Source organism: Serratia sp. BNK-33-b (assembly GCF_048684565.1).
In the GTDB taxonomy this organism is placed as follows: domain Bacteria; phylum Pseudomonadota; class Gammaproteobacteria; order Enterobacterales; family Enterobacteriaceae; genus Serratia; species Serratia marcescens.
This window is the reverse complement of record NZ_JBLQTZ010000001.1, coordinates 4,052,564-4,065,053: the sequence shown is the minus strand read 5'-3', so window position 1 is coordinate 4,065,053 and position 12,490 is coordinate 4,052,564. Positions and strand designations below refer to the sequence as shown.

At 59.1% G+C, this 12,490-nt stretch carries 15 protein-coding genes; 12 read left to right on the top strand and 3 right to left on the bottom strand.

Features of this window, described 5'->3' with window-relative positions:
- Positions 1-20 precede the first annotated feature (20 nt).
- The 4 genes from cysD (at position 21) to ACMGGK_RS19710 (ending at position 3,407) form a co-directional block, all read left to right on the top strand.
- Positions 21-929 carry a sulfate adenylyltransferase subunit CysD gene (gene cysD, locus ACMGGK_RS19725; protein ID WP_004932620.1) on the top strand — a complete coding sequence of 303 codons (909 nt, stop codon included), beginning with the start codon at positions 21-23 and terminating at the stop codon, positions 927-929.
- 11 nt (positions 930-940) lie between these two features.
- Complete coding sequence (cysN, locus tag ACMGGK_RS19720; protein ID WP_151254344.1) at positions 941-2,368, top strand: sulfate adenylyltransferase subunit CysN; 1,428 nt, start codon at positions 941-943, stop codon at positions 2,366-2,368.
- Positions 2,307-2,996 carry an adenylyl-sulfate kinase gene (gene cysC, locus ACMGGK_RS19715; protein WP_151254345.1) on the top strand — a complete coding sequence of 230 codons (690 nt, stop codon included), beginning with the start codon at positions 2,307-2,309 and terminating at the stop codon, positions 2,994-2,996. The genes cysN and cysC overlap by 62 nt, the downstream gene beginning before the upstream one ends.
- Positions 2,997-3,080: 84 nt before the next feature.
- The gene (locus tag ACMGGK_RS19710) at positions 3,081-3,407 is read left to right on the top strand and encodes a DUF3561 family protein (protein WP_016929047.1); all 327 of its coding nucleotides are present in this window, start codon (positions 3,081-3,083) and stop codon (positions 3,405-3,407) included.
- 52 nt (positions 3,408-3,459) lie between these two features.
- Here ACMGGK_RS19710 and ACMGGK_RS19705 read toward each other — a convergent pair whose 3' ends face one another.
- From ACMGGK_RS19705 to ACMGGK_RS19695, 3 genes are all read right to left on the bottom strand, one after another.
- The gene (locus ACMGGK_RS19705) at positions 3,460-4,182 is read right to left on the bottom strand and encodes an amino acid ABC transporter ATP-binding protein (RefSeq protein WP_016929046.1); all 723 of its coding nucleotides are present in this window, start codon (positions 4,180-4,182) and stop codon (positions 3,460-3,462) included.
- Positions 4,166-4,885 (bottom strand): amino acid ABC transporter permease, encoded by a 720-nt coding sequence (locus ACMGGK_RS19700; protein WP_042706788.1) that lies wholly within the window; start codon positions 4,883-4,885, stop codon positions 4,166-4,168. Before ACMGGK_RS19700 ends, ACMGGK_RS19705 begins: the two co-directional genes overlap by 17 nt.
- A 114-nt stretch (positions 4,886-4,999) precedes the next feature.
- Positions 5,000-5,770: a basic amino acid ABC transporter substrate-binding protein gene (locus tag ACMGGK_RS19695; RefSeq protein WP_049300190.1), complete on the bottom strand. Its 771-nt coding sequence runs from the start codon at positions 5,768-5,770 to the stop codon at positions 5,000-5,002.
- A gap of 403 nt (positions 5,771-6,173) precedes the next feature.
- Between ACMGGK_RS19695 and ftsB the strand changes: the two genes are divergently transcribed.
- The 8 genes from ftsB to rpoS all read left to right on the top strand — a co-directional run bounded on the left by ftsB (position 6,174) and on the right by rpoS (position 12,479).
- On the top strand, positions 6,174-6,494 hold the full coding sequence (gene ftsB, locus ACMGGK_RS19690) for a cell division protein FtsB (protein ID WP_016929043.1): 321 nt from the start codon (positions 6,174-6,176) through the stop codon (positions 6,492-6,494).
- Positions 6,495-6,497: 3 nt separating this feature from the next.
- Positions 6,498-7,205 (top strand): 2-C-methyl-D-erythritol 4-phosphate cytidylyltransferase, encoded by a 708-nt coding sequence (ispD, locus tag ACMGGK_RS19685; protein WP_049300191.1) that lies wholly within the window; start codon positions 6,498-6,500, stop codon positions 7,203-7,205.
- Positions 7,206-7,215: 10 nt separating this feature from the next.
- Positions 7,216-7,689 (top strand): 2-C-methyl-D-erythritol 2,4-cyclodiphosphate synthase, encoded by a 474-nt coding sequence (gene ispF / locus ACMGGK_RS19680; RefSeq protein ID WP_420277145.1) that lies wholly within the window; start codon positions 7,216-7,218, stop codon positions 7,687-7,689.
- 4 nt (positions 7,690-7,693) lie between these two features.
- Positions 7,694-8,740 (top strand): tRNA pseudouridine(13) synthase TruD, encoded by a 1,047-nt coding sequence (truD, locus tag ACMGGK_RS19675; protein WP_049300192.1) that lies wholly within the window; start codon positions 7,694-7,696, stop codon positions 8,738-8,740.
- A complete protein-coding gene (surE, locus tag ACMGGK_RS19670) occupies positions 8,721-9,482 on the top strand; it encodes a 5'/3'-nucleotidase SurE (protein WP_015376691.1) in 762 nt (253 codons plus the stop codon). The genes truD and surE overlap by 20 nt, the downstream gene beginning before the upstream one ends.
- Positions 9,476-10,102, top strand: a complete 627-nt coding sequence (locus ACMGGK_RS19665; RefSeq protein WP_033641281.1) for a protein-L-isoaspartate(D-aspartate) O-methyltransferase — start codon at positions 9,476-9,478, stop codon at positions 10,100-10,102. Before surE ends, ACMGGK_RS19665 begins: the two co-directional genes overlap by 7 nt.
- A gap of 325 nt (positions 10,103-10,427) precedes the next feature.
- Positions 10,428-11,426: a murein hydrolase activator NlpD gene (gene nlpD, locus ACMGGK_RS19660; protein ID WP_015376692.1), complete on the top strand. Its 999-nt coding sequence runs from the start codon at positions 10,428-10,430 to the stop codon at positions 11,424-11,426.
- Between the two features lie 54 nt (positions 11,427-11,480).
- The gene (gene rpoS, locus ACMGGK_RS19655) at positions 11,481-12,479 is read left to right on the top strand and encodes an RNA polymerase sigma factor RpoS (protein WP_004932578.1); all 999 of its coding nucleotides are present in this window, start codon (positions 11,481-11,483) and stop codon (positions 12,477-12,479) included.
- Positions 12,480-12,490 lie beyond the last annotated feature (11 nt).

The following is a 12,490-nucleotide window of genomic DNA, read 5'->3' as shown; positions in this document are numbered from 1 at the left end:
AAGGCTTTTAAGGATCTGTTATGGACGAAAAACGACTCACTCATTTGCGGCAATTGGAGGCGGAGAGTATCCATATCATCCGTGAAGTCGCCGCTGAATTCGCCAACCCGGTGATGCTGTATTCCATCGGCAAAGACTCTTCCGTGATGCTGCATTTGGCGCGCAAGGCGTTCTTCCCCGGCACGCTGCCGTTCCCGCTGCTGCATGTCGATACCGGCTGGAAGTTCCGCGAAATGTACGAATTCCGCGATCGCACCGCGAAGGAGTACGGCTTCGAGCTGCTGGTGCATAAAAACCCGGAAGGGGTGGCGATGGGCATCAACCCGTTCGTGCACGGCAGCGCCAAGCATACCGATATCATGAAAACCGAGGGCCTGAAGCAGGCGTTGAACAAGTACGGTTTCGACGCTGCCTTCGGCGGTGCGCGGCGCGACGAGGAGAAATCGCGCGCCAAAGAGCGCATCTATTCGTTCCGCGATCGCTTCCACCGCTGGGATCCGAAAAACCAGCGGCCGGAGCTGTGGCACAACTACAACGGCCAGATCAACAAAGGGGAGAGCATCCGCGTGTTCCCGCTGTCGAACTGGACCGAGCTGGATATCTGGCAGTACATCTTCCTGGAAAAGATCGACATCGTGCCGCTGTACTTGGCGAAACCTCGTCCGGTGGTGGAGCGCGACGGCATGCTGATGATGGTGGACGACGATCGCATCGATCTGCAGCCGGGTGAAGTGATCAGCCAGCGCATGGTGCGTTTCCGCACCCTGGGGTGCTGGCCGCTTACCGGCGCGGTGGATTCGCAGGCGCAAACCCTGCCGGAGATCATCGAAGAGATGCTGGTCTCCACCACCAGCGAACGCCAGGGGCGGATGATCGATCGCGATCAGTCCGGCTCGATGGAGCTGAAAAAGCGTCAAGGGTATTTCTAAGGAGCCGCCGGATGAACAACGCAATTGCACAACAAATCGCTGACCAGGGCGGCGTCGAGTCCTACCTGCACGCGCAGCAGCACAAGAGCCTGCTGCGCTTTCTGACCTGCGGCAGCGTCGATGACGGCAAAAGCACCCTGATTGGCCGCCTGCTGCACGATACCCGCCAGATCTACGAGGATCAGCTGTCGACGCTGCACAGCGACAGCAAACGCATCGGTACTCAGGGCGAAAAGCTCGACCTGGCGCTGCTGGTGGACGGCCTGCAGGCCGAGCGCGAGCAGGGCATCACCATCGACGTGGCCTATCGCTATTTCTCGACCGAAAAACGTAAATTTATCATTGCCGATACTCCGGGGCATGAGCAGTACACCCGCAACATGGCCACCGGCGCCTCGACCTGCGATCTGGCGATCCTGTTGATCGACGCGCGCAAAGGGGTGCTGGATCAGACTCGCCGCCACAGCTTTATCGCGACCCTGCTGGGCATTCGCCATCTGGTGGTCGCGGTAAACAAAATGGATCTGGTGGACTATCAGGAAGCGGTGTTCGAGCAGTTCAAACAGGATTACCTGACCTTCGCCCAGCAGTTGCCTGGCGATCTGGACATCAAGTTCGTGCCGTTGTCGGCGCTGGACGGCGACAACGTGGCGAGCGAAAGCGCCCATATGCCGTGGTACAGCGGCCCGACGCTGCTGGAAGTGCTGGAGAGCGTTGATGTGATCAGCGAGCGAGAAAACCAGCCGCTGCGTTTCCCGGTACAGTACGTCAACCGCCCGAACCTCGATTTTCGCGGTTATGCCGGCACGCTGTCCGCCGGCGTGGTGCGGGTGGGGCAACGCATCAAAGTGCTGCCTTCCGGCGTGGAGTCCAGCGTGGCGCGCATCGTGACTTTTGACGGCGATCTGCAAGAAGCGGTGCCGGGCGAGGCGATTACGCTGGTGCTGAAAGATGAAGTGGACATCAGCCGCGGCGATTTGCTGGTCGACGCCGGCGAAAACCTGCAGGCGGCGCAGAGCGCGCGGGTGGACGTGGTATGGATGGCCGAGCAGCCGCTGGTGCCGGGCCAGAGCTACGACATCAAGATCGCCGGCAAAAAGACCCGCGCCCGCGTGGAGAGCATCCGCCATCAGGTGGAGATCAACACGCTGGCGCAGCATCCGGCTGACACATTGCCGCTCAACGGCATCGGGTTGGTGGAGCTGACCTTCGACGAACCGCTGGTGCTGGACAGCTACCAGAGCAACCACGACACCGGCGGGCTGATCTTCATCGATCGCATGAGCAACGTGACGGTTGGCGCCGGTCTGGTGCGTGAAACGCTGCAGGCCGCATCGGCGGCGCGCGGAGAATTCAGCGCCTTCGAGCTGGAGCTGAATGCGCTGGTGCGCAAGCACTTCCCGCACTGGGGCGCCCGCGATCTGCTCGGTGGCCAATAAGGTGGCCGCTGAACTGAGGGCGACCGGGCCGGACGATGAGAACGTGGTTTGGCATCCGCACGCGGTCACGCGCGCGGATCGCGAAGCGCGCAACGGCCACCGCGGCGCGGTGCTGTGGTTTACCGGGCTGTCCGGCTCGGGCAAATCCACCGTCGCCGGCGCGCTGGAGCAAGCGCTGCATGGGCTTGGCGTCAGCACCTATCTGCTGGACGGCGATAACGTGCGCCACGGTTTGTGCCGCGATCTCGGTTTTTCCGACGAGGATCGGCGCGAGAACATCCGCCGGGTGGGCGAAGTGGCCAAACTGATGGTGGATGCCGGGCTGGTGGTGCTGACCGCGTTCATTTCGCCGCACCGCGCCGAGCGGCAACTGGTGCGCGAGATGCTCGGTGACGATCGCTTTATCGAGGTGTTCGTCGACACGCCGTTGGCGATCTGTGAGGCGCGCGATCCGAAGGGATTGTATAAGAAAGCGCGCGCCGGCGAGCTGCGCAATTTCACCGGTATCGACGCGGTTTATGAGGCGCCGCAGCAGCCGGAAATCCACCTCGACGGCCAACAATTGGTAACAAATTTGATTGCGCAATTGTTAGACGTGTTGCGTGGTCAGGCTATTATCAAACCCTGAATTCAAAAAAAGCGTGTGGCGTTTTTCGCCATGCGCTTTTTACTCTAAGCCGCCGCAGAGCGAGCCGAATAACCAGGGATCACTATGCAAAATGTCACGCCTATCTTGATCGACTCCAAGCAGTCAAAACAGGAGAGAGAGGAGCCTTCTTATTCTTTCCTGGGCGGCGTCAGCGGCTTTGTTTTCTACTGGCTGGCGTTCGCGTTGCCGTTTCTGGTTTACGGTTCCAACACGCTGTTTTTCCTGCTCTATACCTGGCCGTTTTTCCTGGCGCTGATGCCGCTGTCGGTGCTGATCGGCATCACTCTCAGCATGCTGCTGCGCGGCCGTCTGATCTTGACGCTGCTGCTGACCGGCGCCGTTGTGCTGTGCCTGTTCTGGCTGGTGTTCAGCTTCCTGACCGGGTGGTGAGAGAGTGGGCGCCGATGCCGGCGCCCGCAGGATTGCAAAGCCGTGCCGAAGGTTACAAAACTTTGCTTAGAAACGCCTGAGTGCGCGGATTGGACGGGTGACTGAAGATCTGCTGCGGCTGCCCCTCTTCCTGAATGATCCCCTGATCGATAAACAGTACCCGGTCGGCCACCTCGCGGGCAAAGCCCATCTCATGCGTCACCACCACCATGGTCATGCCCTCGAGGGCCAGTGATTTCATCACCGCCAACACTTCGCCCACCAGCTCAGGATCGAGCGCGGAGGTCGGTTCGTCGAACAACATGATCTTCGGCTCCATCGCCAGCGCGCGGGCGATGGCCACCCGCTGCTGCTGGCCGCCGGACAGACTGTTGGGATAGGCGTCGATCTTGTCGAGCAGGCCAACCTTGAGCAGCAGCTGCTCGGCTTGTGCGATGGCTTCAGCGCGCGGCTGTTTCTTCACGCTCACCGGCGCCATGATGATATTTTCCAACACCGTCATGTGTGGGAACAGGTTGAAGCGCTGGAACACCATGCCCACGCTTTCACGCATTTTGTTCAGGTCGGTTTTCTGATCGTGGACGGCGAAGCCGTTCACCTCGATCTCGCCGCCGGAGAGCGTTTCCAGCGCATTGATGCAGCGCAGGAAGGTGCTTTTTCCCGAGCCGGAAGGGCCTATGACGCACACCACTTCGTTGGCGGCGATCTGGCAAGAAATACCGCGCAGCACATGGCTTTCGCCGAACTGTTTTTGCAGGTTATGTACGCGAATCACTTTTACCGAACCTCTTTTCCATGTGCTGCACCAGCAGCGAGAGCAGGAAGGTGATGACCCAATAGACCAGCGAAATGGTCAGATAGGGCTCCCAGTAGGTGGCGTAGGCGCCGGAGACGGTACGGGCGGCATAGGCCAGATCCGCCAGGCCGATGGCGGAGGCCAGCGACGAATCCTTGACGATGGCGATGGCGTTGTTGCCCAGCGGCGGCAGCATGCGGCGGAAAGCCTGCGGCAGGATCACCTGACGCATGGTCTTGCCATAGCTCATGCCCAGCGAGCGCGATGCCTCCATCTGGCCGCGATCGATCGACTGGATCCCGGCGCGGAAGATTTCCGACACATAGGCGCCGGCGTTGAGCGTGATCGCCACCACGCAGGAGAGAAAGGCGCCGTAGTCGGCGCGCAGCGCGCGAGCGAAATCGACGCTCATCAGGCCGCTGGTGACCAGCAGACCGTCACGCGGGTTGATGAACAGCGGCACCAGCGCGAAGTGCACCACCATGATCTGCACGAACAGCGGCGTGCCGCGAAAGGCGCTGATGTAGATGCGCACCGGCCACTGAACGCCGTAATGCAGGATGGGTTTCCAGATGCCGTGCGGCGCCTGCGCCAAACGGCCCAGCCCGAGGATCAAGCCCCAGGTGGTGCCCAGCAGCACGCAGATAATGGTGCATTTGATGGTCATCCAGGCGCCTTCCATAAACAGCGGCGCGTATTCCTGGATGATCTCCCAGCGGAAGTTCAAGGGGTATTCCTTCTTGGTAGGCTGAAACGGTGGCGCGCCGACGCTCTTGCGGGCGCCGGCGACTGGGGATTATTCCGCCGGCAGCGTCGGTACGTTGCTGTCGAACCAGGTTTGGTAGATCTTGGCGTAGGTGCCGTCGGCGACGATTTTCTTCAGGCCGGCGTTGATCTTGTTGCGCAGTTCATCGTTGCCTTTGGCGACGGCGATGCCGAAATACTGGCGCTCGAACTTGGCGTCGGGCACCAGCTTGAAGGCTTTCTCAGGGTGGGTTTTGATATAGAACTTGGCCACACCGACGTCGCCGACCGCCGCACCGATGCCGTCTTCATACAGCTCCTGCAGCATCAGCGGGGTGTTGTCAAAGCGCTTGATGGCGGTGCTGTTTTTACCCAGCACGTCGGACACCACGATGTCGCCGGTGCTGGAGTTTACCACGCCGACCTTCAGCACTTTCAGTGCGGCGATGGAGTCCACCGTCGAGTCTTGCGGCACCACGATAGCCTGCTCAGCCGGGAAGTAAGGCGCTGAGAAATCAACCATTTGCTTGCGCTTGTCGGTGATGGTGATGCCGGAAATGATGATGTCGCGATCGCCGGAGTTCAGCGTGGCGAAGATCCCTTCCCACGGCGTATTGATCAGTTTGATTTGGAAGCCTTCAGCCTTGGCCACCGCCTTGATGATGTCGATGTCGAAACCTTCCAGCTGCTTTTGGCTGTTTTCAAATTCGAACGGCCGATAGGTGCCGCCGGAGCCGACGACGTAGGTTGGTTCAGCCGCCAACGCGGCGGTGGAGAAGGTGGCGGCCAGGCAGGCGCCGATCAGAACTAAACGTTTTAACATCGCGATCCCCGATAATGAATGGTTATATATTGGAATTATTTATGCACTATGAGTGCATAAAAATAAGCTTCAATGAATGAAAGTGCAACCGCTGCATGAGGATTATTCTCTCTATGGTGTTAAATATTCACTTTTTGCTTTGCTGTGGCGTAAGCGATGGGTCAGGAAGCGGTGATGCAGTGATTCTTGCTGCATAATGGAGGTGGGGCAGCGTGTGTCTCATTGGAAAACGCGGCGCGCGCGCCGAGCCAAAGGGGCGTTTTTTGCCGCTTTCACAGCGGAATTAGGCGATAAACACGGGAACCCTTCATCCGTATTCTGAATTTGGCGCTGAAATGCCGCTCTCAGTGTGGAGTCCAACGAGAAGTTGTGGGATGATTGGTCGGTTTTTCAGGGGGCGGAGATGGGAAAACTTACGCTGCTATTGCTGGCATTGCTCGGTTGGTTACAGTATTCACTGTGGCTGGGCAAAAATGGTATTCACGATTACGTGCGGGTCAATGAAGACGTTGCGGTCCAGCAGGGCAACAACGCCAAGTTGAAAGCGCGTAACGATCAGCTGTTTGCCGAAATCGATGATTTGAACGGCGGACAGGAAGCGATCGAAGAGCGTGCGCGTAATGAGCTGGGCATGATCAAGCCCGGTGAGACTTTCTATCGTCTGGTTCCTGACCAATCCAGACGCAACGCGGCGTCTTCTTCGCAAAACAACGCACAAAAATAACGCATGAATCACTCCGCAGGTACCTTTCCCTCGGTGATTGCCGTCCTGCCCGCTGCCGGTATCGGCAGCCGCATGCAGGCGGAATGCCCGAAGCAATATTTAACCATCGGCCGGCACAGCATCGTCGAACACGCTATCCATGCCCTGTTGCGTCACCCGCGCATTGAACGGGTGATCGTGGCGATCGGCCCGGAAGATCGTCAGTTCGAACGGCTGCCCATCGCTCAGGATCCGCGGGTGATCGTCACCGAAGGCGGCAAGCAGCGCGCCGATTCGGTGATGGCCGGGCTGAAACTGGCGGGTGATGCGGACTGGGTGCTGGTGCATGACGCCGCGCGCCCCTGCCTGCACGCCGACGATCTCGAGCGTCTGCTGGCGATCACTGCACATAGCAAGGTCGGCGGCATTCTCGCCGCGCCGGTGCGCGACACCATGAAACGCGCCGAACCCGGCCGCGAAACCATCGCCCACACCGTCGAACGGCAGGATCTGTGGCATGCGCTGACGCCGCAGCTGTTTCCGCTGCCGCTGCTCAAGCTGTGCCTGCAGCGCGCGCTGGATGAAGGCGCGAACGTCACCGACGAAGCCTCGGCGCTGGAACATTGCGGCTATCATCCGCTGCTGATCGCCGGCCGGGCGGACAACATTAAAGTAACGCGGCCGGAGGATTTGGCGCTGGCGGCGTTCTATTTGACCCAGTTAGACAATTAAGGAGCGCATCATGCGTATCGGTCACGGTTTTGATGTACATAAATTCGGCGGCGAAGGCCCGTTGGTGATCGGTGGTGTTCGCATCCCTTACGACAAAGGCTTGCTGGCCCACTCCGATGGTGACGTCGCGCTGCATGCCGCCACCGACGCCCTGTTGGGGGCGGCGGCGCTGGGCGATATCGGCAAGCTGTTCCCCGATACCGATCCGGCTTTCAAGGGCGCGGACAGCCGCGAGCTGCTGCGCGAAGCCTGGAAACGCATCCGCGCCAAAGGGTACCGCCTCGGCAATCTCGACATCACGATTATTGCCCAGGCGCCGAAAATGGCGCCGCACATCCCGCAGATGCGCGTCTTCCTGGCGGAAGATTTGCAGTGCCATATGGATGACGTCAACGTGAAGGCCACGACCACCGAGCAGCTCGGTTTCACCGGGCGCGGCGAGGGCATCGCGTGCGAAGCGGTCGCCTTGCTGATCAGGGAATAACCGCATGGATATGGCGAATCTGACCTGGCTGCATGGCCGGCCGCAGAGCACCGGGGTGTTGAAAGCCAATCCGGAAGATTTCGTGGTGGTCGAAGATCTGGGCTTTGCGCCGGACGGCGAAGGCGAGCACGTGCTGGTGAATATCCGTAAAAACGGCTGCAATACCCAGTTCGTGGCCGATTATCTGGCGCGCTTCGCCGGTATTCACGCCCGTTCCGTCAGCTATGCGGGCTTGAAGGATCGCCACGCGGTGACCGAGCAGTGGTTCTGCCTGCATATGCCGGGTAAGGACACGCCGGATTTCTCCCGGTTTACGCTGGAAGGCTGCGAGGTGCTCTCGTCTGCCCGCCACCTGCGTAAAATGCGCATCGGCAACCTGAAGGGCAACCACTTTACGTTGGTGCTGCGCCAGATTTCCGATCGGCAGGACGTGGAACGTCGCCTGCAGGCCATCGCTGCGCAGGGCGTGCCGAACTACTTCGGCAGCCAGCGTTTCGGCCGCGGCGGCAACAATCTGGCGATGGCGCGCCGCTGGGCGAATGATGAAATTCGTGTCAAAGAGCGCAGCAAGCGCAGTTTCTATCTGTCCGCCAGCCGCAGCGCGCTGTTCAATCTGATCGCGAGCCAACGCCTGGCCGACGGCCTGCAGCGCACCGCGCTGGAGGGGGACGCCCTGCAGCTGAGCGGCCGCGGTAGCTGGTTCGTCGCCAAAGCCGATGAGCTGGAGGCATTGCAGCAGCGGCTGGATGCCGGTGAGCTGGCGGTTACGGCTCCCTTACCGGGCGACGGTGAGCCAGGCACCGCCGGCAAAGCCTTGGCTTTTGAACAACAATGCTTGGCGGAACAGCCGGAATTGCTTACGCTTTTAAAGCGCGAGCGTGTCGACCCCGCTCGCCGGGCCCTGCTGTTGCAGCCGCAAAATTTGCAGTGGAACTGGTGGGATGACGTTACCGTAGAATTGCGCTTCTGGCTGCCGGCAGGCAGCTTCGCGACCAGCGTGGTGCGTGAAATTATGCAGCAGGATGACAGTGATGCGGATATTGCTGAGTAACGATGACGGTGTCAGCGCCCCGGGCATTCAGGTGCTGGCGGCGGCGCTGCGGGAATTCGCCGAAGTGCAGGTCGTGGCGCCGGATCGTAACCGCAGCGGCTCTTCCAACGCCTTAACGCTGGAGTCGCCGTTGCGCACGCAGACGCTGGCCAACGGGGATATTGCGGTGTTGCAAGGGACGCCGACCGACTGCGTTTACCTTGGCGTCAACGCATTGATGCGCCCGGCGCCCGATATCGTGGTCTCCGGCATTAACGCCGGGCCGAATTTGGGTGACGACGTTATCTATTCCGGCACCGTCGCGGCGGCGATGGAGGGCCGGCACCTGGGGCTCCCCGCGCTGGCGGTGTCTCTGAACGGTCACCAACACTACGCGACCGCAGCGGCCATTACCTGCCGCATCCTGCGCGCGTTGCAGCGTGAACCGTTACGTACCGGAAAAATCCTGAATATTAACGTACCGGATCTGCCGCTGGCTGAGATCAAAGGCCTGCGCGTTACCCGCTGCGGCAGCCGCCATCCTGCCGACAAGGTCTTCTGCCAGCAGGATCCGCGCGGACAAAATATCTACTGGATCGGGCCGCCTGGTGATAAATTTGATGCCGGGCCGGATACCGACTTTGCGGCGGTGGAACAAGGCTATGTGGCGATAACGCCGCTACAGGTGGATTTAACCGCCTACGCGGCGCAAGAAGTCGTGAAAACATGGTTAACCAAGGCAGAGGTTAGCGGGGAATGGTGAATAAGCGCATGCAAACATTGCTGACGCAGCTGCGGCAGCAGGGGATCCGGGACGAAAAGCTGCTGCGGGCGATCGAAGCGGTGCCGCGCGAGCGTTTTGTCGATGAAGCGCTGGATCATAAGGCCTACGAAAACACCGCATTGCCGATCGGTTCCGGTCAGACCATTTCCCAGCCTTATATGGTGGCGCGGATGACCGAGCTGCTGAATCTGAAACCTACCTCAAGGGTGCTGGAGATCGGTACCGGTTCCGGTTATCAAACCGCTATCCTGGCACATCTGGTGCAACACGTTTGTTCCGTCGAACGCATCAAGGGGCTGCAGTGGCAGGCCAAGCGCCGCCTGAAACAGCTCGATCTTCACAATGTTTCCACCCGCCACGGCGACGGCTGGCAGGGGTGGGCCTCGCGCGGCCCGTTCGATGCGATCATCGTCACTGCCGCGCCGCCGGAGATCCCGCAGGCGCTGGTGGAGCAGCTGGACGATGGCGGCATTTTGGTGTTGCCGGTGGGCGAGCAGGCTCAAACCCTCAAACGCATTCAGCGTCATGGCAACGATTTCGTTATCGATGCGGTAGAGGCAGTGCGCTTTGTGCCGTTGGTGAAAGGCGAATTGGCCTAGCGATTGTCTGAATTTTCGACCGTCTGCAAAATCTGTTGCACTTTCATCATGGCCGGATAAGGTTTTCTCGTTCCAATCAGGCTAATTTTCACTAGAATTGGCCTTTCTACGTAGTTGTCTTATGGTGCGGCAACGCCAATGTGGTTAGCATTGGCGCGCGTTTTGATGCTCCGGCGCGAGATGACCTGGCGTTCAGGGATCGGCCGGCGGCGCCTTTACATCGCAGAAACTGGGAAGTGGCAAAAGCTCGGCTACGATGTAAAGGGTATTTTGGATATATCACTGATATTGCTGTCATGGGGGAAGCATGAGCACGGGAAGCCCAATGATTACGTTACGCCGGGTAGCGGTGTGTACGATGGTAAGTTTGTGGTTGGCGGGTTGTACGAATACGGCCTCGACGTCGGCTCCTATCAGCAGCGTGGGGGGCGGCGGTGCCGCTCCATCCGGCAATAATAATGGCGGAGTGCAGCAGGCCAGCCCAGAGGGCCGCATAGTCTATAACCGCAGTTATAACGCCATCCCTAAAGGGAGCTACAGCGGCGGCGAAACTTATACGGTCAAGCGCGGCGACACGCTGTTTTATATTGCCTGGATCACCGGCAATGATTTCCGCGACCTGGCGCAGCGCAACAATATTCCCGAGCCATACAGCCTGAATGTTGGCCAAACCATTCAGCTTGGTAATGGTTCTGCCAACGGCGGCGGCGGCATGTTGGCGACGACAGACGCGACCAAAGGCGGTGTTCCGAAGCCACCTTCCAGCTCCCAGATCCAGACGGCAACGGTTGATTCTCAATCAACTAACGCGTATTCTGAAAACTCGGGTAAACAGAATGTAGGTAAGATGTTACCTGCAGCAGGTGCCGCAGCGGTTGGGACCGCGACTGCGCCTGTTACCGCGCCGGAAGCCGCTCCACCTGTGAGCAGCACCGTCAGCAACAGCGCTCCGGTTAGTACCTGGAGATGGCCGACTGACGGTAAGGTTATTGATAACTTTTCCTCATCAGAAGGTGGGAATAAGGGTGTCGATATCGCCGGTTCCCGTGGGCAGCCTATCTTCGCTACCGCCGATGGCCGCGTAGTGTATGCAGGCAACGCTTTACGGGGTTACGGTAATCTAATCATCATCAAACATAATGATGATTACCTGAGCGCCTACGCTCATAACGACACAATGCTGGTCCGGGAACAACAAGAAGTGAAGGCGGGTCAAAAAATAGCCACCATGGGTAGCACCGGTACCAGTTCAGTACGTTTGCATTTTGAAATTCGTTACAAGGGGAAATCCGTAAACCCGCTGCGTTATCTTCCGCAGCGATAGATTGGGCAGAATACGCTGAGATTCTGCTCGCGGTATCACGGGTAGGAGCAGCATATGAGCCAAAATACGCTGAAAGTTAACGAGTTACATGATGATGCGGATTTCGACGAGAATGGAGCTGAGGCCGAGTCGTTTGATGAAAAAGCGCTGGTAGAAGAAGAGACCAGCGAGAACGATTTAGCGGAAGAAGAGCTGTTGTCTCAAGGCGTTACGCAACGCGTATTGGATGCGACGCAGCTCTATCTGGGTGAGATCGGTTATTCACCTCTGCTGACCGCAGAGGAAGAAGTCTATTTTGCGCGGCGTGCTCTGCGCGGTGACGTGCCGTCCCGCCGCCGCATGATTGAAAGCAACCTGCGGCTGGTGGTGAAAATCGCTCGCCGCTACAGCAACCGCGGTCTGGCGCTGCTGGATCTGATCGAAGAGGGTAACCTCGGTCTGATTCGCGCAGTGGAAAAATTCGACCCGGAACGCGGTTTCCGCTTCTCCACTTATGCAACCTGGTGGATCCGTCAGACGATTGAACGGGCGATCATGAACCAAACCCGTACCATTCGTTTGCCTATCCATATCGTCAAAGAACTGAATGTCTATCTGCGCACCGCGCGCGAGCTTTCTCACAAGCTGGATCATGAACCGAGCGCTGAAGAAATTGCCGAGCAACTCGACAAGCCGGTGGATGACGTCAGCCGCATGCTGCGCCTGAATGAGCGCATCACCTCGGTGGATACGCCGCTGGGCGGGGATTCGGAGAAAGCGCTGCTGGACATTCTGGCCGACGAGAAGGACAACGGGCCTGAAGACACCACGCAAGATGACGATATGAAGCAAAGCATCGTCAAATGGCTGTTCGAATTGAACGCCAAACAGCGTGAAGTGTTGGCGCGTCGTTTCGGCCTGTTGGGCTATGAAGCGGCGACGCTGGAAGACGTAGGCCGGGAGATTGGCCTGACGCGCGAGCGCGTCCGTCAGATTCAGGTAGAAGGTCTGCGCCGTCTGCGTGAGATTTTGCAGATGCAGGGCCTGAGCATTGAGGCGCTGTTCCGCGAATAACGCCGGTTGTT

Coding starts and splice junctions, on each gene's coding strand:
- ispF (WP_420277145.1), top strand. CDS start 7,216: ATGCGTATCGGTCACGGTTTTGATGTACATAAATTCGGCGGCGAAGGC.
- ispD (WP_049300191.1), top strand. CDS start 6,498: ATGAATCACTCCGCAGGTACCTTTCCCTCGGTGATTGCCGTCCTGCCC.
- nlpD (WP_015376692.1), top strand. CDS start 10,428: ATGATTACGTTACGCCGGGTAGCGGTGTGTACGATGGTAAGTTTGTGG.
- cysD (WP_004932620.1), top strand. CDS start 21: ATGGACGAAAAACGACTCACTCATTTGCGGCAATTGGAGGCGGAGAGT.
- cysC (WP_151254345.1), top strand. CDS start 2,307: ATGCGCTGGTGCGCAAGCACTTCCCGCACTGGGGCGCCCGCGATCTGC.
- ACMGGK_RS19665 (WP_033641281.1), top strand. CDS start 9,476: ATGGTGAATAAGCGCATGCAAACATTGCTGACGCAGCTGCGGCAGCAG.
- cysN (WP_151254344.1), top strand. CDS start 941: ATGAACAACGCAATTGCACAACAAATCGCTGACCAGGGCGGCGTCGAG.
- ftsB (WP_016929043.1), top strand. CDS start 6,174: ATGGGAAAACTTACGCTGCTATTGCTGGCATTGCTCGGTTGGTTACAG.
- surE (WP_015376691.1), top strand. CDS start 8,721: ATGCGGATATTGCTGAGTAACGATGACGGTGTCAGCGCCCCGGGCATT.
- rpoS (WP_004932578.1), top strand. CDS start 11,481: ATGAGCCAAAATACGCTGAAAGTTAACGAGTTACATGATGATGCGGAT.
- ACMGGK_RS19700 (WP_042706788.1), bottom strand. CDS start 4,885: ATGGAAGGCGCCTGGATGACCATCAAATGCACCATTATCTGCGTGCTG.
- ACMGGK_RS19695 (WP_049300190.1), bottom strand. CDS start 5,770: ATGTTAAAACGTTTAGTTCTGATCGGCGCCTGCCTGGCCGCCACCTTC.
- ACMGGK_RS19710 (WP_016929047.1), top strand. CDS start 3,081: ATGCAAAATGTCACGCCTATCTTGATCGACTCCAAGCAGTCAAAACAG.
- truD (WP_049300192.1), top strand. CDS start 7,694: ATGGATATGGCGAATCTGACCTGGCTGCATGGCCGGCCGCAGAGCACC.